Here is a 19730-nt window from a genome sequence, read left to right on the forward strand (position 1 = left end):
ATTATGCTTTAGTCTTTTTCTTACGGAACTTACTTAATACTTCATACGCAAGCGGTACAATGAGAAGGGTCAACAATGTGGAGCTGGTTAACCCGCCGATTACGGTAATTCCCAGTCCTTTACTGATAATTGATCCACCTTCAAGTCCTAACGCGAGCGGAAGCAAGGCACCAATTGTAGCCAGTGCTGTCATCAAAATAGGGCGCAGGCGTGTCATGCCGGCATCGAGTAACGCCTCTCTTGTTGTAAACCCTTCTTTTTCCTTATGAATGACTCGGTCAATTAAAACAATGGCATTTGTTACGACAATTCCGATGAGCATGAGTGCACCGATCATCGCAGAAATGCTAATGGTTTCCCCACTGATAAGCAATCCTACAACTGCGCCAATAATTGTAAATGGCAAGGAGAACAGGATCGCAAATGGTGCCAGGGCTCCACCAAAGAAAATGACGAGTACGAGGTAGACGATCGCAATTGCAGCAAGCATGGCTAAACCAAGCTGTGTAAATGACTCTTGAATATCCTCGGTAACTCCACCCATCGTCACTTCCATGCCGGACGGTATCTCAAGCTCGTCAATTTCACTTTGAACTTCAGACGATACTGATCCAATATCATCAGTAGTGATTTTCGCACTGACGCTTGCATAGACACTGCCATTTTTCCGTGTAATGGTGTCAGCCGTTGTTCCTTCTTCCACTTCTACCACTTCACTGATGGCAACAGATTGACCCGTAGGTGATTGGATCTCACGGTCCGTAATATCACTGATGTCTTCATAGTTTTCCTTTTCTACTTCTACGTAGACATCCAGTTTTTCGCCATCCTGTTTAATGGTGGTAACGACTGGCTGCTCGCCATTTTGGTTTAGCTCCATACCTAACTGGGCCGCTGTTAACCCAAGTTCGCTCAATTTTTCATGATTAGCCACAAGTGTGTACTCTTCATAAGACTCAGATAAGCTGGAGTCAATTCCAGTCAAATTATCTTGTTCAGATAACATGGACTGGACATTTTTTACTACAGGCTCAATTTCATCAATCGAATCCCCATATACGAGGAGCTCGAGTGTACTGCTTGATCCCGTTGATGAGAAGTCCTGTGAGGACCACTCACCTTGTTCAGTCGCACCTTGTAAATCATCAATTACAGTCTGACTTTCTGATGAGAAGTTTTCTGTCTCGCTATTGTATTCTACAAAGAAAACAGCCTGATTCGATGCTCCAGGATTCATCGGGTTTTCTCCACCTACCGAATACTGAATCGTTTCTGCACCATCTCTTCCTTCAAAATACTCTTGTGCTTCCGTAGCGATGCTTTCGACATCTTCCAATGTTTGGCCTGGTTCTGGATTATAGGTGGCAATAACCATTTTCTGTTCCTGAGCTGGCAGAAAACTGACGCCCACAAACGGTACTAACGCTACACTTCCTGCCAAAATAACAAAGGCAATGATCGTTGAAATAATTTTGTGATTAAGCGTTCGATTCAGCAGTGAACGATATGCTCTGGCTAGCCGTCCGCCTTGATCATCATGATCAACTTTTTTCATTTTGCCTGGTTTTAACAAAGAATGGGACATCATTGGCACAATTGTGACCGCCACAAGGAGTGACGCCAACAGTGCAAATACAACGGTTAAGGCAAACGGTAAAAAGATTTGCCCCACGGTCCCTTCTACTAACCCTAAAGGTAAAAACACAGCAATAGTAACAATCGTTGAAGATAAAATCGGCATAAACATCTCACGTGTTGCGGAACGAACTAAATCTTTGCCCCTTAGTTTTTCCCCTGGAAGCGACATACGCCGATATATATTTTCAACGACGACAATGGAATCATCCACTACTCTTCCAATCGCTACAGTCATCGCACCCAATGTCATAATATTTAAAGTTATATCCATTTGTTTAAGGGCTAGAACGGCAATGAGCAGAGAAAGCGGAATCGATATGACAGAAATTAGTGTCGTTCTGAAATTACGCAGGAACAGAAGAATTACGAGGACAGCAAATAACCCGCCGAACAAGGCTTTGTTCAACATTGTGCTGACTGATTCTTCAATCGGCTCCCCTTGGTCAAATGAATAGATAAACTCTGCTCCATCGAGTTCACCTTTTAATTCCTTTGTCTGCTCTTTAACTGCATTTACAACATCAACTGTATTCGCCTCTTGTGATTTAATTACTTGAAGCGAAATTGAATCCTCTCCATTGGTGCGAGAAATGGACTCAGCTTGCCCGACAACTTCGATTTCAGCAAGCTCTTCAAGTGTCACAGTAGGGATACCAGCTTGTGCTGCCTGCTCAGCTGTCATCGCACCTGCAGAGGACTGACCTTGAGCTTGTGTTTGCCCGGCTGAGGACCCTTGAGCAGATGGCTGTCCCTGAGATGGCGGCTGCGCTGCTGATTGCCCTGAGGACGAAGGGATGGCCGGGATTTCCAAGTTTCTTAGATCTTCGACTGTCGTTAATTCTCCATCGATGACAACAGACTTTTGAGTGTCGTCAAACGTGTATAAGCCCAATGGGAAAGAAACATCGGAACCCTGGATTAATTGCGTAACTGTCTCACTATTCATTCCGCGCTCTTCTAGAGCAGCTTCGTCATAATTAATTCGTACCTCCTGGACTTGCTGACCGGAGACTTGAACATCTGCTACGCCTTCAATTCCTTCCAGTGCCGGCACAATCTGGTCTTCTACCGTAGTCGTCATCTTTTCTAATGATTGGTCTTCATTGATGACACTTAAGCTGACTACAGGAAATGCGCTAAAACTCAGCCGGCTGACTGAAGGTTCCTGGGCTGACTCAGGCAGTGTTACTTTTGCAACTGCTTCTTTTAATTCATCTTCAGCTTCGTCTAGATTTTTATCAAAGGTGTACTCCAGTTGAAGAGAAGAAGCGTTTTGATATGATGTAGAACTGACCGTCTTCACTCCGCTTAACTGGCTGACCTGTTGTTCAATGGGCTCTGAAATCTGTTCAGCAACCTCTTCTGGTGTAGCTCCCGGATAAACAGTAGACACCGTAATAATAGGTGGTTCAATATCCGGAATCGTTTCTAGTTTCATATTTAAACCTGAATATAAACCTGCTATGGTTATAATAATAGTCATTAACCAAATCGCAAATTTATTGTTCATAGAAAAGTTAATGATTTGTTTCATACAAACTCCTCCCCTGATTTGACCAGTTAGTCACAACAAACTATAATATAAATGACTACACGGTCATAAGTCAAGAGGGGAACTTGTTTGAATTAATTTAAGGAGTCATTAAAATATGGAAGATAAAAGTATTTTCATCATCGAACACGCTATTAAACTATTCGCCAACAAAGGATTCAGCGCCACTTCCGTACAGGAAATTGCTAATGAGTGCGGCATTTCAAAAGGAGCCTTTTATTTACATTTCAAGTCAAAGGATGCCCTGTTGTTAGAGGTTTTTTATTATTATTCTAGAAAGATACAGCTCAACATAGATGAAATTGAGGCAGAAGATTTACAGCCGCGCGAAAAATTTATCCAGAAACTCTCTGTTACGTTTGAAGAAATCATCGCCCACCGTGAATTTATTATTATGCAAATACGAGAGCAGGCCATTCCTTTCAATCATGATATTGAGGAATTTTTACGTCATATGAGGTTTAATTCTTACCATTTTTACAAAAAGAACCTGATTGATATCTACGGGGATAGGATCAAGGAATTCGCATGGGAGCTCACTCTTATCTTACAGGGGATATTTAAAACTTATATTGACTTGATTATTATTGAGAATGTGAAATTTGATATTAGACTGCTTTGTGAGGAAATGCTAAAACGTGCGGATTACCTTGTTAACGGGTTCAAACATAATAATGACCACCCAGTCATTAACGATGAAATCATGAGCCAAATCATTCCTGATAACTATTATTCTCGTCAGTTAGAGCTGATGAGAGATTCATTAGAGGAGAAACAAGAATCTGCCCCAAAAGACATTCAAGACACTATAGCCGTACTGCTTGAAGAGCTTAACAGAGCAGAGCCTCGTTCCGCTGTCATTAAAGGTATGCTGACCAATCTTGAAGATAAAGGTGAATTCCAGCAAATAGTCGGGCAAATTCGTTCCTATTTTCATGTATAACAACCACGACCAGGCATCATTTTGGTTCGTGGCTGTTCTCCCCTTCCATTTGCTCGGCTTCAGTGATTTCATCAAGTATAGGATATACGGATTCCACACCTTTTTGTGCGACAAGACATGCAACGCCCAGTGTTGTTGACCAAAAAGAGTCAGGGATATAAGGGTTCTTTAAACCAGCAGGCTGAAATAGTGCACGGTAAATCCGATTGATATGCTGCTCTGTCGTTTGTGGATCTGTTTCGCGCTCACCTCGTGCCAACAGAAACACATAACGCATGGACTGAAATAAGTTATCGCCAGGCATGAACGTGTATTCTTTAAAAAACTTCAACTGTTTTTCTGCTTCTTGTTTTAAGCCTGAACTCACAGCCAGATCATCCAAATGTTCGTGCAAATGTCGATACACTTGCTGAAAAATTCGGCGCTTCTCTTCCTGCATGACCTTATCTGTATAAATGCTTTGCAATTTTTCAAAGGCCGTTTCTTTTGTCCAAGTCATTAAGATCACCTCTCCTAACTTATTCGATAAGAGAACTTTCATTCCTCCCTATGGCCAAAGTTCTTAGCCTCCCATTCGACCGAACCATATAGCTCGGGAATAGCCGTCGAGTGTTCCTGTAATAAAGCAGGAAGATGTGGAACGATTTTATTCCATACCATCGGATTAGCTGCCATTGCCTGAAAGAGGGCTTGCTCATTTTGTGACCATGGTCTGATAGATTGAATGTAATCGAGGGTTAATCGATACCCTGGCTGTAACTGTTCATCTCGCTTCTGATTGAATTCATCCATGAGGTGCTCCCAAGATTCCCCGGAGTCTTGTCTCTCGATTGCCTCAGCCAATAAGAAGGACTGCATGAAGGCATCGTTGATTCCAAGACCAGTACTTGGGTCTTTACTATGGGCGGCATCTCCAATTAGAGCCCAACCTTCTCCAGCCGGTTCTCTGAAAAAATTCGGCACCCCCGGCGTACCGATGATTTTCCCTTGTAGTGAACCGTTCCGTAACCGCTTCTCCATCCCATAGAATGATTGATAAATCTCTTCAAATCTATGAGGTTTTTTTACAATCTCTTTAAATTCATCTGAATGAACTTCCAGCCCTAAGCAGTCAACCCCCGGCTCCATCGGAAAGAGAAAACCGATTCGCCCTTCATTAAGGAAAATTTCTGTAGTTGGTTCCAGTAATGGTTTAATTCCATGATAATAGCCGTAAAACACCGGTCGCAGGGGAGAGTGAAATCCGTATTTTTCTGCTTGAACACATTCAGCTATATACGAATGTCTGCCATCTGCTCCAACTACGAGCGAAGCATGAATCCGCTTTGTCTGCCCTTTTTTATCCACGGCTTCCACACCAATCACACGCTGATTATTCCTTATCACACCCTTAACTGTACAATTCTCCAGCAGCTCGACTCCTTTATTACTGCACGCTTTCGACAGCAGGACATCATCTAAATGACTGCGTTTAGGTATGATCGTATAGTTATCCCTTGGCCCTTCTACAAAGCTATCGCCAATGTATGTACGCATCCTATTAATCTTTCGCAATCCGGTTGATTCCACATCTTCCTGTACACCAAGCTTATCTAAATAATGCATATGGGATAAATGGTGTGTAGATAACGTATCACTTGGAAAGGAGGCCTTATCAATCAGAAGAACTCTTTTCCCCATTTGCCCAAGCAAAATGGCAAGACTCGCACCAGCGACCCTTGCTCCTACAATCACAATATCCACACGTTGTTCCATATCCCAAGCACCTCATTCTCACTCTATTTCTCCTAGCGTAACGTTTTTTTACGAAAACAGCTAGTTATTGGGACTGCACAGATTGAATCACATAAAACACCCGTTAATTGCATCTCATGTAGGTTATTGCCTATAAAGTTACGGAATTGCACATTTCGTAGTTTTCAACATAAAAAAAAGACTCCCGCTAAAGGAGGCCACTGAAGAACTGCGCGATTTCAAATGATGTGTAAAAATATAGGCGGGTTGAACGAAGAATTCATTCAACCCGCCTATTTCTTTTAATTTTAAGAGGGTCTTTTTCCTCTTATTCCTCCATGAGCTTCATAATTCGCTTTAGATTAACGGTGAATATTGCCATCGCCCCTTGTATACGCATGCCTCGGAGACCCGAAGATGAGGCAATCTCATATCCGTGTCTATGCTTCAATTCACTATTCTTCGCTTCGATCTTATATCGTTCTTTTGCCCTTTCCTTAAAGTGTTCGCTGTTTTGAAACGCTAGTTGGTTCTGGTGTTCCTCCGATTTTATGGAAACGGAATAGGACTTGGTTTTAGCTCCTGGCTTATAACACCCTTCTTGAAGGGGACACCTCTTACACTTTTCCACATCAAAGTAGTACGAGTCCACTTGATTGGTGGCGTCACCCTTTTTTCCTTGACGGGCTTTTCGAACAGCCATATGACCGGCGGGGCATACATACATCCCGGCATCCTTATTGAACTCAAATTCATCTTCTTTCTTTCGGTAACCATGGGATACTGAAGGGTTTAACTTGGAAACGAGGCTCATGTCGTTTTCTCTGGCATAAGCGATATTTCCTTTTTCTGAATACGCAGCGTCTCCAATGATTTCTTCAACTTCCATTCCAGCTTCCTGGCTCTTTCCCACTAACGTCTGAAGGTGTTTTCCATCTGTCTTTTCGCCTGTCGTCACGGTTGCCGCGGTGATGATGCGATCCTGAGACAGCGCGAGGTGAGTCTTATATCCAAAGAAGGAAGAGTCTGCGGATTTGTGACCAAGACGGGCATCCGGGTCTTCTGACTCCCTAAGTTCCAGTTGGTCGTCTTCGATGGTTTCCTTCAATAAATTTAATGGTTCTTTGATCTTGGGAAGCGAAACGAGGGCAGGTTCTTTTTCGATCACTTCGACCAAACGTTGGGAATAGTCCAATTCAGCATCCAGGGTGTCTTCCGTGGGCTTACCAGGGAACTTATGCTTCATATCTTCATCTTCAGTGTAAATTAATTTACGTACGGACTTTGAACGGTTGCGCAGCACTTCTTCTGGAGACGTCTGATTATAGCGGGACCTGGTGTGCGTTGCGTCCAGGATGACAGACTTGGATTGAATAACATCTTTTTCAATCGCAATCTCGACGCTCTTCTGAATTAAGAGATCCATCAGATCATCGTCATCCAAGCGCTTACGTCGAAAGTAAGCTAGTAAACTTGGGTCGATGACCTCCTCTTCGGGGGCCATCTCTAAGAAGTATTTGAAGGACATGTCCACTTGAGTACGTTCCACTAAGTCGACGTCCGAAATCTTATAAATGGTCTTTAATAATAGGTATTTAAACATACGAATAGGGTGAATAGCATGTCGACCGTTCGTGTGACAGTATTTACTTTCAAGCTCCTCGTACACGAAAGAAAAATCAACAAGGTCATTAATTTTTCGAAGCAGGTGGTCTTTCGGAACCACCATATCGTATAGCCCCTCAAATTGACTGAAGTTCATTGATAATTGTCGGTCTAACATCCAATCCCTCACTTTTATGTAGTCTTTTCATTATACAAGAAAACACAGTGCCTTTCTTCGATAAATCGAAGAAAGGCACCGTGTTTAGTTTTATCGTGGACTTTTTCAGTGGCCTCCGCTAAAGGGAGCCTCTCCTTATTTGAAATTCCATTCATTTTCTACATTGTGATCTTGATCCATCACCTGCAGACGACTTGGCTTATTATTCTCGGCCATCTCCGTTGCTTTTTCTACAGCTGTATCACGTTCATCGTATAAGTCAGTTGGAGCTACGTCCTCTATTTTCACGAACCAGCCTGTTACATCTTTATTCGGCACAACACTATATTCCTTCACCATAATCTCTCCTCTCATCAATGTTCTATTAAAACTCTTCCCGGCATAGTTTTCCATTAAACATATCCTCTTTGCAAAAATAGTTTGACAATAGTCACTTCTGCTTTTATAATTCGAAACATACATTTAAAAAAACATTCTAGGATGGCTGCATGAAAAGCATAAGCTGATGTGGCTTATATTCTTGGGATTCTTAAAGAAAAAACTAAATATCTCTTATCGAGAGTGGCAGAGGGACTAGGCCCTGTGACGCCCGGCAACCTTCAAGCATTTCGGCTTGAAAAGGTGCTAATTCCTACAGATCGAAGGATAGATCTGACAGATAAGAGGAGGAACATATACATACACCCTCTTCTTATTAAAGAAGAGGGTTTTTATATGGAATTTTACATTAAGGAGGGATGATGCATGTCATTGCAAAACCCTGTTGAACAGAAACAGACTGTTGCAAAGGTTTCAATCGAAGACTTCACATTTGAATCTGGTGAGACGCTTCCCCAGATTGAGCTGGCATATGAACATTATGGTCCTAAGGGTGCGCCGGTAATTCTGCTTTGTCACGCCTTAACCGGAAACCAGTACGCTGTCGGTTCTAGCGAAAACCCCGGATGGTGGGCAGGATTGGTTGGAGAGGAATGCCCAATTGATACCACACAGTATCAAGTCATCACGTTTAATGTGCTGGGAGGTTGTCACGGTTCGACCGGACCAGCAAGTATAAATCCTGAAACTGGTGACATTTATCGTCTTGATTTTCCTGAAGTAACGATTCGTGATATGGTTCACGCCCAATATAAAGCATTAAAACAGTTAGGGGTTTACGAGCTCCATGCCGTAGCAGGCGGCTCACTCGGAGGAATGCAGGTGCTCGAATGGGGATTGCTTTACCCTGACTTTATGAAACAGCTCTTCGTATTAGCTGCGACCCCTTATTTAAGTGATTACGGAATCGCCTTTAACCATATTGGAGCAAGAGCCATCAAGGATGACCCAGCCTTTATGGAGGGCTATTATTCATCTAACGAGACACTTCAAGGCTTTGAAATTGCCCGTATGGCCGGCATGGTCACCTATAGAAGCGCCCCTCTGTTTCAAAAAAGATTCGCAAGAGAACAAGAGGATGCGCTTTATTCCATCCAATCCTATTTGAATTATCAAGGGGAAAAAATAAAGGATCGTTTTGATGCCAACAGCTACCTGTATTTGTTAGAAGCTATGAACAATCACGACATCAGGAAAGGACGCGGCAGCTTACAAGATATAGCCGCAGCATTTAAACCGGTCCTTTTTACAGTAAGCTTTGAGCACGACCTTCTCTATCCAAAAGAATTAATTCAGCCAATCTCCCATCATGCGTCGAGGGGGGAACATTATCATGTAAAAACAGACTATGGACATGATGGATTTCTTGTGGAATTTGGAGAGTGGGGAACATGGATAAGTGAGAGATTAAACGAGGAGGGGACGGAATTTGACTATTAAAGCAGCCATATTAGGATTCGGAACGGTCGGACAGGGAGTGTATCAAATCCTGCAAACAAAACGGGATCATTTAACCAAATTAGCAGGAGCCCCTATCGAACTATGCGGTATCCTAGTAGAAAACTTATCTAAGGAACGAGAACTTCCCTATTCTGTTTTCGTCACTGATCAATATGAGCAGATTCTTGCACAGCAGCCCGATGTGATCTTTGAAGCGATCGTAGGAGAAGAACCGGGTTTTTCATATTTAACAAAGGCTATCGATCAGCACATTCATGTCATTACAGCGAACAAAGTGATGTTTGCCAATCATGGAAACCATTTATTGACGCAGGCTGGGGAACGTGTAGGAATTGGCTATGAAGCGACAACAGCGGCCGGAACGCCCATCCTCGGGACCATCACCAGACTCCTGCAGGTAAATTCCATCACAAAAGTCGAAGCCATTTTAAATGGTACGAGTAACTATATCCTCTCATCCATTCAGAGTGAAGGAAGGAGCTTTCAGGATGCGTTAGAGGAAGCTCAGAAACGAGGGTTTGCCGAAGCTGATCCCACAAATGACATTAAGGGGTATGATGCTTTTTACAAATTGATGATCTTGAGTCAGCTTATCTATCGCAAACAGCCAAGTTGGGAAACCGTTCTTTGTGAAGGGATTGATCAGATAACAGCAGATCAATTCATAAATGCCCAACAACAAGGAAGTAAAATTCGCCACATTGCTTCAATTGAAGTGGTAAATGGTAAACTTAACGCCAGTGTAAAACCGCAAGTGCTGCCGCCTTCTCACGGACTTTATCCGGTAGATGGTGTAGATAATGCCATTCACCTTATTGGAGATTTGGTCGGTCCTTTGACGCTCAGAGGGGCAGGTGCAGGCCAATTACCGACAGCGAGCGCAATGGTCGAAGACTTTCTCTATATCTTGCAGTCTTACCCAGTCAAACAACATATATAAAAATAAGAGCCATAGACGAAACTTTGTCTATGGCTCTTATTTGTTATTTTTGTAAAGTACTTACCGGTACAAAACTGTACCCTTGTGCCGTTAACTCATCAAGAATAATGTCTAATGCTTCTGGTGTAACAGAATGGAGACTGCTTAACACAATTATAGAGCCGTCCTCCACGTCTGAAATTACTGCATCTGCAATCTCAGAAGCGTTCGTTAAGTTCCAGTCTTCGGTGGTATTAATAGTCCATGGAACCACCTCATACCGATCTGTAAAAGCTTCCGGAAGCTCCCCTTCAAACGGCAAACGCACAAGATTTGTAGTCACACCCATGACCTCTTGAATCAAATCCCGGGTCTTATCCAACTGCGCTCTCTGCTGACTATCAGAAAGACGTTCAAACCCTGGATGAGTCCACGTATGGTTACCGACCATATGCCCCTGTTTCACTACTTCTCTAGCCGTTTCAGGGAAATGTTTAACCCGTTTCCCTATCATGAAAAAGGTTGCGTTTGCCTCATACTTCTCTAGCACGTCTAAAATAAGGGGTGTTCTTTTTGGATGAGGACCATTGTCAAAGGTGAGGGCTACTTTCTTTCCATCCACACGTTTAGGTGATGGATCCGTCTTTTCAATCTCAGGAAATGAAGCTTCAGCCTCATTCTCCTCTTGAGTTTGTACAAACACTTGGGCGTATTCAGGCACTAAAATGTCTTTCAACACTTGCTTATCTATAGACACTTTCGAGGTGCTAGTGTTCCATCTCTTCTGTTCTTCTCCCGTTAAGAACACAAGAAGAGAATCTCCCGATAGTGCTATATTTTCAAAACTGACAGACGAGTTTGTCTCGCTTTGCATGCCAAGCTTTTCTTTAGTTTCCTGAAGCAACGCTTTTTTATAGTTTGTACCTTTTTTAAATAGGTTCTTCAGCTCAAGCCTCTTGCCGCTTGATTTATCAAAATTCATAACCGTACGGCTCACATCAGCCCGCTTCTGGCCGATGTCTGTCGTTTCAATAAACTCAACGACAAATACCTTTTCATCCTGATACACGATGTCATAATCAATATGCAATTCATGTACGGACTGCTCTTCACTGTTAAGAACTACTTCATAACTTCTTTTTTTGAAAACATCTTTCTTCTGATTCACGTAATCTATAATCACTTGGTCAATTTGGTCATTAGGGGTCTGCGGATAATGAATAGTGATATGATACTTTTCGAATTCTTCTATATCACTTTTCATAGATACATCATAGTGACCCGCAGGATCCGAAGTCACCTTAAGCGAACCTTCATTTGCATCTGCTATAAAAATAGAACAAGCCGTCAAAATCAACAATAGACTAAGGAGTGCTACATAAATATTTAGTCGTCTCATAACCTTCCCTCTTCACCGTAATAAACTCACACCTTAGTGTAACATAAATGTAATAATAAAATAATATCTTTGTTATGTTCCGGCTTTTCTGTTAATTTAAAGGGTCGTTCGAATATCCCATAGTTCTGGAAAGAAACGGTGGTCTAATACTTTCTTTAAATACCCTACACCAGAGGAGCCCCCTGTTCCTGTTTTGTGGCCAATAATTCTCTCTACTGTCTTCATATGCCTGAAACGCCACTGCTGAAACCAATCTTCAATATCCACTAATTTTTCTGCCAACTGATAAAGATCCCAGTATGTTTCGACATCCTTATACACTTTTTCCCAAGCTTTTTCCACGGTCACATCAGACTGATAAATGGTTGTAAAGTCCCGATTTATGAGATCGGGATTAATCTTGAATCCAGCTTCGACCAGTCTTTCGATAGCTGCGTCATATATACCTGGAGCTTCATAGGCTCTTTTTAATTCTTTATGAAGTTCAGGATCCTTTTCATAAATCTTTAATACGTGTGGCGTTTTATATCCTAATGCAAATTCAACCATACGGTATTGGTAAGATTGGAAACCCGATGCCTGCCCTAGATCATCCCGAAACTGGATATACTCGGCAGGGGTTAGTGTAGAGAGCACATCCCAGGCATGGATAATTTGAGTTTGTATCTTAGATACCCTCGACAACATCTTCAGCGCTTCTTGGATCTCCCCCTCCCTAATCAGATCAATGGCCGCTCTCAGCTCATGTAAAATTTGCTTCATCCATAACTCACTCACCTGATGTATGACTATGAACAGCATCTCATCATGATGTTCAGAAAGTCGATTTTGGGAAGAAAGTAGCCGATCTAAGTTTAAATACTCACCATAAGTCATGCGCTCTTTAAAATCTGTATGTACATTTTCATTCGATTTCGAATCACTGTTCACCTTAATCCCCCCTATGTTAAAATGCCGCGGTCTGGAATATGATTGATTGTAATGGGTAAAAACTCCGTATGAACTATTCCCTCGTACATGAGTAAAGTGCCTAATAAAGGGTGATCCACATGTACGTGAACCTGAAATGCTTTCTGCTTTTCGTCATAATGCTCATACAAGGATGTCCTCGGACCATTAAACGAGAATTTCCCTGCTACGCTCATTTCCCGGGAATGCATGAGTAATCCGCCTTCACTGGTAACATCAAGCTCCATCTGTGTCGATAAGCATCCAGACTTTCCTAGATCATCTACTAATGACTGCTTTTCATTATCATAAGACATCACGGCATCAAAGCCACGAATAGCATACGGGAAGAAAAAGCGGCGAATGTAACTAATTGATTCACGACCCCGCTCATCCACATAAGCATAGTTTTCCATGGTAAAAGGGACCTCTCTCCCTCGCTCAGCAAAAATGAGATGATCTTTTGCTCCTATGTTTAAAAATGGCCGTAGGAAAAGAGGAGTCCCTCGGATTTCTGTCATGCGCCCTTGACCAAGGACCATTAATTTTTGATCACTGGTTAAGCCAAACTTCTTTTGCAATTCAGGGTGCAATTGATCGAACTTTTCTCCTAACGCTTGATGATAAATGGATTTCAAGTGAATCTTCCTCCTTATTTAAGATTGTATGTAAGTGGGCTTTACTATCAGCCCACATTAAATCACATCACTTCTTCAGCAAAATCACTGATTGAGTAGCCTTTACGCTGTTTCATCAGCCACCCTTGCTTTTCTAATTGATTGAACAACCGTTGAATATGCTTTGGCGGCCATTCATCCAACAGGCCAAACCAGCGCGTTTCGTGGAGCTTGAGGCGCCGAAGTTTGTTTGTTGATTTACCCGCAAGCACTTGCACGAGGGTATGAGCAGGATGTTCTGTTCCATAATAGTGAACCAGATCAAGAACTTGCTGGACATCTGAATAGTTTAATTCATGTTCTTTGATCGTAATAATAATGTCCTCTTCCGTGTATTCCGCTTCATCAAGCTGGACCTGCAGCTGATGAAGCAGAGCCACAGCCTTTGCGTTCACCTGATCATCGATATGATTTCTCCAGGCAAACAGTCGTTTGAGCAGGCTCACATCACTTAGTTCTACCCTTGAGAGCCATAATAAGAGTGACTCTGAGCCCCTTTGAGGAAGTGCTGAGCTGGAGAGATTATGATGCATTTCAAGCAGAGGATACGCATCGGCGACGGCTGCATCCCCTTGATATCTTTCAATTTGTCTGGCTACAGATAGTGCCGCATCTAAAGTATGCTGAACAGGCCGAAGTTTCCCTTTCATGTTAATCAACTCTTGAATTTGACGAGTGAGTCCTTTGTTCTGTAACGCAATTTCATTAAATTGACGCTCGATAGTTTCGATTCGCTTGTGGGCACGCTCCACATGATATTCTTCCTGTAACGAAACCTGATCACTGTCAAGATGATAGTAAACTGTATAGTCACAGCAATCACACCTGCAGCCGACAGTCCTTTCAATGGAATAGAACTGCAATTGCTTTTCATGTCTGCACATCTCCATACGTCCTGTAAACCATTGCTTTGGAAAAGTTCGAAATGGTCTCATCACAATAGTAACACGGTCTCGCCATCTGGCTACATCTTCTGGATATTTGAGTTGGGAGAGTAATGCGGATTGATTCATTTGCTCGACAGCTTCTACGACGTCACGCTTGCTCTGAGTCAATTGAACGAGCGGATGCTTATCGAAGCTGGAAGCAATTTTATCTAACCAATAGCTTCGTGAATACTCTGCTATTTCAGCTACAAATAGATGGTCATTAAGAACTTGAATTAAGTGTTGTTCCAATTTTTCTGATGATAATAGCGTAATATCTGTGTCGTAAAGAAACCGCTTATCGAAAGGCAGACCGCCCTCCCTGGAAAGTTCAGTCCAAAGAAATAATTCCGGTCTAATTAAATAAGGGTTTAACGTATCATCTTTAATAAAAGAGACAGGTAAAACAGTGTTCCCCTCAACTGATAAATAACGCTGCAGCCGATCTAATGGTAAATCCCTACACTTTACCTGCTCAGCGATCACTTCATTAATTCGCGACAACAATCCTCGTTCGAACTTATGACCGATCGAGCGTATTTGTTTGTTCATGTTTCCAATAGGAGTAAGAATAATGTACGGGTAGCGATCGTTCTTGTAAGTCATACTTTCTGGCAGTCCCATAATGATTTCCCCTTTTAGAATTGAAGGATATACTACTATTATAGAAAAAGTATGTAAACTTACCAATAAATATTGTAATTTTGGGCTTAATCATGCGTCTTCCTTAATTTTATCACCAGAAATGATTTAAGTGGACAGAATTTCGACGGGATAATCCAGAAACAGACCAGATTCAATCACCCCAGGGAGAGCACTGATCTCCTGTTCCATAGTTGAGGTGATTTCTTCAAATTTAACATCTAACAACACATTTCCTGCTTCTGTTATAACAGGTCCATCCTTAGACACTGCCATCCGCAGATTTACGGATTCAGGACTGAAAGCATCGTGCAGTTTCGTTTCTACTAGATGAATCGCCCTGGGATCGACTTCAATGGGCACAGCAAAAGCAGCCCCGAGCTTCGATACAAATTTACTTTCATCCACGAGAATGAATGTTTTTTGAGCACTAGCCATCACAAGCTTCTCAGCGAACAATGCTCCCCCGCGCCCTTTAATCAGCCTCTTCATGCCGTCGACTTCATCTGCCCCATCAAATCCCCAATCAGGTCTCGCTGCAGTTAACGTCGTTACAGGAATCTCGAGAACTGTGCAGTTGAGAGCCGCTTCTTTAGAGGTAGGGATCGCCTGAACGTTCATCCGTTCTATTTTCACTCGTTCAGCGATAGCTTGTAAGGCTAGAAAGGCTGTAGAGCCAGATCCTACCCCTATCACGTCTCCATCATTCACAAAATTACCCACCTGCTCAGCTACCTGCATTTTGTCCGATTGATTTGAGATGTCTCCTGACCAATTCAGTATGTTAGCTAATGAGTTATTCCACGTCATTTCTATCACCTCGTCTTTTTTGTTATTCCCCAATTTCTTGTAAAAAAACAGGCTCAATTTCTTCATGTGATTGCCACTGCCCGTCAAGGGTTAGGTATGTAAAAATTGAAAACTCGATTCCTAATGTCTGAGTGGAGAAGGGGAGTTGGGGAAGGAGTCGCTTTCCGTGGGAGTACGGTGAGCTTCCTCAGGCTGCCGCCTTGCGGGATCTCACCTTGTACTTTGATCCCACAGGAGTCTCCCCCTTCCCCATCTCACCTTGCCATATTTTTTTAAAAATCATTTCGAATGACCTTTCCATTTTCTGTTTATTAATACAATTATTCAAAAGACCTTCCCAAAGACACCGTTCCGTTTTTTATTAAGATAGTTTCACTGCTCTCATTAACGAAATGGGGGTGACTCCTACGGGAAAGGACCGAGGAGACTACCGATAAAAAAACGACTTAAATGTAAGCGATTGGTTCCCACTACCATTCTCCTTTTATAAATGCGGAACCTTACTTAGATTCTACAAACGGAGCGATGGTGGAGCAACACGAATAGAACGTGGTTTATTGGTCTTTATTCTTGTAAAAAGACGTTATGAAATGGACTCATGTATGAGGCAATGATTGAATATCTTAAACATAAAATAGGAGAAAACATCATGAGGAGGGGAATCTCATGAGAAACGTCTACATCAAATTCACCATATTTTGTCTTTTTTTATTGCTGGCCTTACTTTATGTGATGTTAAGGTAATAGCCCCACCTGCCGGTGAGGCTATTACTCTGCAAGGTTATGTTTAAAAGCATAAATGACCGCCTGAGTGCGGTCCTGTACCCCAAGCTTACCTAAAATGTTACTAACGTGGACCTTGACTGTCTTTAAAGCGATAAACAGCTGCTCAGAAATTTCCTGATTGGTTTTTCCCTCAGTCATGAGCAGCAGGATTTCCATTTCTCTGGATGTGAGCTGTTCATGAAGGTCTGCGGTCTCGGGCGTCCGCATTTTTGTCATAATTTTGCCGGTAACTTCTGGCTCAAGAATTGACTGCCCGCCATATGTTGCCCGAATGGCATCAGCAATTTCACCTGCTTTAGAGGTTTTCAGCATATAACTCGTAGCTCCAGCCTCAAGAGCAGGATAAACTTTTTCATCATCAAGAAAACTCGTGACGATAATAATTTTAGCTTCCGGCCATTGATGAATAATCTTTTTCGTTGCTTCGATCCCGTCCATTTCTTCCATAACAAGGTCCATCAAAATTATATCCGGGCGTTGTGCTAAAGCCAGATCGACGGCCTCTTTTCCATCATTTGCTTCAGCGACTACCTCTATATCTGATTGCGCTGATAAATAAGCGGAAACACCGATACGGACCATTTCATGATCATCAGCGAATAATACAGTAATCAAGATGGCTCTCCCCCTTTTACAAAATGAGGTACTTTCACTTCAAGTCTTGTTCCTTGTTCGGACAAGCTGACAACCTTTAACGTACCACCGACTTCTAAGGCTCGCTCCTGCATATTTTGCAACCCATAGGAACTTGTTTTAGCCTCTTCTACATCAAATCCAATGCCGTCATCCACTATTCTTAAGATAATATGATCATCTCTTTCAATCAGCATTACTGTCAGCGTATTGGCTTTAGCATGCCGTAGTGTGTTGGAGACAGCTTCTTGCAATATCCGAAATAACTGGTCCTCGATTCCTTTTTCCAGCGACAACGGCTCAACGGTCCATTCAATGTTCATAGGCACTTTCTGTGTCAATTCATGTAAGAGCTCGTTACACCCTTCAGACAGTGATTTATCCTTGAGGGCAACTGGTCGCAAATGGAGAAGCAATGCCCTCATCTCAAGCTGTGACTGATGAATCATTTTCTCCACCATAGCCATCTGTCTGTCTCGAGACTCAGTATCTGTTGATTTATTTTCATTGATCGCTGACATCATCATGGACGCTGCAAATAATTGCTGACTCACAGAATCATGAAGCTCACGTGCTAAACGGTTCCTTTCCTGATGGACAACTTCCTGGAGACTCTTCTCCCGCTCTTTAGCACGTTCAGAAGCTAAACGTTGGGCCGTTTCTGTCTGTTTCTTAAACCGAGCTTCTATTTGCTTCATTTTCTCCTCAATCTTCTGAAGATCGCCTCGATCCACATCATCGTACAGTACAGGATTCCCCTTGCCGATTTCATCAAGTTGATGTTCCACATAATGAAACTTCCTCTTCAAAGCATAGCCCTGGGCAATTCCAACGCCTAATCCGCCAGTGACTGACAACGCTAGCGCAAGAAGTATATACGGTAAATCAAGTACTTTCCTCGACCATAAATCTGACCAATCCTTTAGGGGGAAAGCCGAAAAGGTAAACAGCAGGATAACCATGGCAAAAAGAACAAACGATAATAGGCCGGCTAGGACCTGCTTCTGCCATCCATTCATATCCGTTTCACCTCGATGTCTCCCGACACTATCGAGGTAATAATTTTAACTCGAGGTTTGGTAGTAACGTACTCAGGTGTACGATAGGATACCATCTGATTGAACAACTTCGTTTTACGATATTGAAAAATAGCCGCCCGCCCAAGGATTGCGCTATGGTGTACCGCTACTTCAACTTCATAAGGTACATATATTTGGACATTACCAACTAAATGGCGAATTGAAATGACCGCCTCATCTTCAGGGAAAACGGCATGACTAAGATCAATAACACGATCACCAAACCCGCCATGGACATTGATATCCCGCCATTTATAAGACGTTCTGGCTGTCGTTTGGTCACCGAATAACTTTTGCTTCACCAGCGGTTCAGTCCCCGCGTCAAAAGGAACATCATCCGCTTGTAAGTTTAAATGAATTCGCTCTGGTTCTTTTTTTGTTCGAAAGTAATGACGTATGAAAAGAACGATGACGACAATAATTAGAAAACGAACGGCTATCATGTTTAAAATCGTCAAGGTTAGGCTGATTAAGCCAATCCAGAATAGGATTTTCCCCCATACTTTTCGATACTTTTTCCAACCTATATAGAGGAACAATCCTGAGAAAAGTACAGAAAAGATGAGACCGCCGTTAAAGAAGGTGATCTCAAGAAACAGGAGAATTACCCCTATGATTAAAATGGTGTTAATGGTACTTGTCGACATATGTTTAAACATAAAGGTAACCTCCTTCTTCCGTGGGACCGGCTTTTTAATGTTATTTATAGCACCAAAAAGACGCAGTGTCCTGCGCCTTTCATGATACCATGATTCTTACTGTACCGTAACATCCTCTGTATTCTTCATATCTTTTTCAAGCTGTGCAACCTTACTATCAAACGTATTACGGTAATAGGCACTATTCACTTTATACTCTAAGTCTTCAATATAACGATCCATTTCGGAGAACCTTGCATACGGCTTGTCCGCTGTATCTTCCAGAACTTGATTCATACGGTGATGAGCGCGGGCGATGTTTTCACGACCCATCAGTTCCATCCGCTTCACATGCATGTCCTTTAACTTGTGCTTCATTTCTTCATATTTCTGTTCAAGTGTTTCGAGCTGCTTGACCGCTTCTTCATAGGAACACTTTAACCGCTCTGACCGTTCTTCATAGGCCTCGCGTTCCTTAACTGCAAATTCATACATCGTCTCTTCTCCAGCTTTTTGAGCTACTTCCGCCTGGTGCTTACGCTTGTCCACCATTTCTTCAGCTCTTTGCTGTTCACGAGCGAACTCGTCCTTCAATCGATACTGACGTTCAACCAGTTTACGGACTTTTTCCGTTTCCTTTTCACTCTCGCGTAAGTATTGGTTCAACATCGCAATTGGATTCTTTTGTTCTTTCTGGTCTAAGGCATCATGCAAGTCAGCCGTAATCGTATCCTTCAAACGTGTAAATAAATTAGCCATCGTTCGTCTCTCCTTTTTTCATACT

Annotated in this window: 17 protein-coding genes and 1 riboswitch; of the genes, 3 read left to right on the plus strand and 14 right to left on the minus strand. The window is 42.4% G+C overall.

Features of this window, described 5'->3' with window-relative positions; translation table 11 throughout:
* Position 1 precedes the first annotated feature (1 nt).
* On the minus strand, positions 2 to 3172 hold the full coding sequence (locus tag B5354_RS10615) for an efflux RND transporter permease subunit (protein WP_079528571.1): 3171 nt from the start codon (positions 3170 to 3172) through the stop codon (positions 2 to 4).
* A 115-nt stretch (positions 3173 to 3287) separates the two neighbouring features.
* On the opposite strand from B5354_RS10615, the gene B5354_RS10620 reads away from it, so the two are divergent.
* Positions 3288 to 4133, plus strand: coding sequence for a TetR/AcrR family transcriptional regulator (locus B5354_RS10620; RefSeq protein WP_079528573.1), 846 nt, complete (start codon positions 3288 to 3290; stop codon positions 4131 to 4133).
* A gap of 16 nt (positions 4134 to 4149) precedes the next feature.
* Here B5354_RS10620 and B5354_RS10625 read toward each other — a convergent pair whose 3' ends face one another.
* The 4 genes from B5354_RS10625 to B5354_RS10640 all read right to left on the minus strand — a co-directional run bounded on the left by B5354_RS10625 (position 4150) and on the right by B5354_RS10640 (position 8043).
* Positions 4150 to 4632: a hypothetical protein gene (locus B5354_RS10625; protein ID WP_079529143.1), complete on the minus strand. Its 483-nt coding sequence runs from the start codon at positions 4630 to 4632 to the stop codon at positions 4150 to 4152.
* A 38-nt stretch (positions 4633 to 4670) separates the two neighbouring features.
* Positions 4671 to 5888, minus strand: a complete 1218-nt coding sequence (locus B5354_RS10630) for an NAD(P)/FAD-dependent oxidoreductase (protein ID WP_079528575.1) — start codon at positions 5886 to 5888, stop codon at positions 4671 to 4673.
* A 307-nt stretch (positions 5889 to 6195) separates the two neighbouring features.
* The gene (locus tag B5354_RS10635) at positions 6196 to 7650 is read right to left on the minus strand and encodes an IS1182 family transposase (RefSeq protein WP_079528577.1); all 1455 of its coding nucleotides are present in this window, start codon (positions 7648 to 7650) and stop codon (positions 6196 to 6198) included.
* A 135-nt stretch (positions 7651 to 7785) separates the two neighbouring features.
* The gene (locus tag B5354_RS10640) at positions 7786 to 8043 is read right to left on the minus strand and encodes a DUF2188 domain-containing protein (protein ID WP_342742989.1); all 258 of its coding nucleotides are present in this window, start codon (positions 8041 to 8043) and stop codon (positions 7786 to 7788) included.
* Between the two features lie 156 nt (positions 8044 to 8199).
* Positions 8200 to 8315: riboswitch (SAM riboswitch) on the plus strand.
* 79 nt (positions 8316 to 8394) lie between these two features.
* Between B5354_RS10640 and metX the strand changes: the two genes are divergently transcribed.
* Positions 8395 to 9468 (plus strand): homoserine O-acetyltransferase MetX, encoded by a 1074-nt coding sequence (gene metX / locus B5354_RS10645; RefSeq protein ID WP_079528578.1) that lies wholly within the window; start codon positions 8395 to 8397, stop codon positions 9466 to 9468.
* On the plus strand, positions 9458 to 10429 hold the full coding sequence (locus B5354_RS10650) for a homoserine dehydrogenase (RefSeq protein WP_079528581.1): 972 nt from the start codon (positions 9458 to 9460) through the stop codon (positions 10427 to 10429). The genes metX and B5354_RS10650 overlap by 11 nt, the downstream gene beginning before the upstream one ends.
* A 43-nt stretch (positions 10430 to 10472) precedes the next feature.
* Here B5354_RS10650 and B5354_RS10655 read toward each other — a convergent pair whose 3' ends face one another.
* From B5354_RS10655 to B5354_RS10695, 9 genes are all read right to left on the minus strand, one after another.
* Complete coding sequence (locus B5354_RS10655) at positions 10473 to 11807, minus strand: polysaccharide deacetylase family protein (RefSeq protein WP_079528584.1); 1335 nt, start codon at positions 11805 to 11807, stop codon at positions 10473 to 10475.
* A gap of 96 nt (positions 11808 to 11903) precedes the next feature.
* Entirely contained in the window at positions 11904 to 12737 is an 834-nt protein-coding gene (gene kynA, locus B5354_RS10660) for a tryptophan 2,3-dioxygenase (RefSeq protein WP_139377103.1), read from the minus strand.
* A gap of 11 nt (positions 12738 to 12748) precedes the next feature.
* A complete protein-coding gene (locus tag B5354_RS10665; protein WP_079528587.1) occupies positions 12749 to 13393 on the minus strand; it encodes a DUF4166 domain-containing protein in 645 nt (214 codons plus the stop codon).
* A gap of 62 nt (positions 13394 to 13455) precedes the next feature.
* On the minus strand, positions 13456 to 14982 hold the full coding sequence (locus B5354_RS10670) for an RQC-minor-2 family DNA-binding protein (protein ID WP_079528588.1): 1527 nt from the start codon (positions 14980 to 14982) through the stop codon (positions 13456 to 13458).
* 126 nt (positions 14983 to 15108) lie between these two features.
* Positions 15109 to 15810, minus strand: a complete 702-nt coding sequence (rpiA, locus tag B5354_RS10675) for a ribose 5-phosphate isomerase A (protein ID WP_079528591.1) — start codon at positions 15808 to 15810, stop codon at positions 15109 to 15111.
* A gap of 768 nt (positions 15811 to 16578) precedes the next feature.
* On the minus strand, positions 16579 to 17211 hold the full coding sequence (locus B5354_RS10680; RefSeq protein ID WP_079528593.1) for a response regulator transcription factor: 633 nt from the start codon (positions 17209 to 17211) through the stop codon (positions 16579 to 16581).
* Positions 17208 to 18248, minus strand: coding sequence for a sensor histidine kinase (locus B5354_RS10685; RefSeq protein ID WP_079528595.1), 1041 nt, complete (start codon positions 18246 to 18248; stop codon positions 17208 to 17210). The genes B5354_RS10680 and B5354_RS10685 overlap by 4 nt, the downstream gene beginning before the upstream one ends.
* Positions 18245 to 18967, minus strand: a complete 723-nt coding sequence (liaF, locus tag B5354_RS10690) for a cell wall-active antibiotics response protein LiaF (RefSeq protein ID WP_079528597.1) — start codon at positions 18965 to 18967, stop codon at positions 18245 to 18247. The genes B5354_RS10685 and liaF overlap by 4 nt, the downstream gene beginning before the upstream one ends.
* Positions 18968 to 19063: 96 nt before the next feature.
* Positions 19064 to 19705, minus strand: a complete 642-nt coding sequence (locus tag B5354_RS10695) for a PspA/IM30 family protein (RefSeq protein WP_079528600.1) — start codon at positions 19703 to 19705, stop codon at positions 19064 to 19066.
* Positions 19706 to 19730 lie beyond the last annotated feature (25 nt).

Source organism: Halobacillus hunanensis (assembly GCF_900166655.1).
Classification (GTDB): domain Bacteria; phylum Bacillota; class Bacilli; order Bacillales; family Halobacillaceae; genus Halobacillus_A; species Halobacillus_A hunanensis.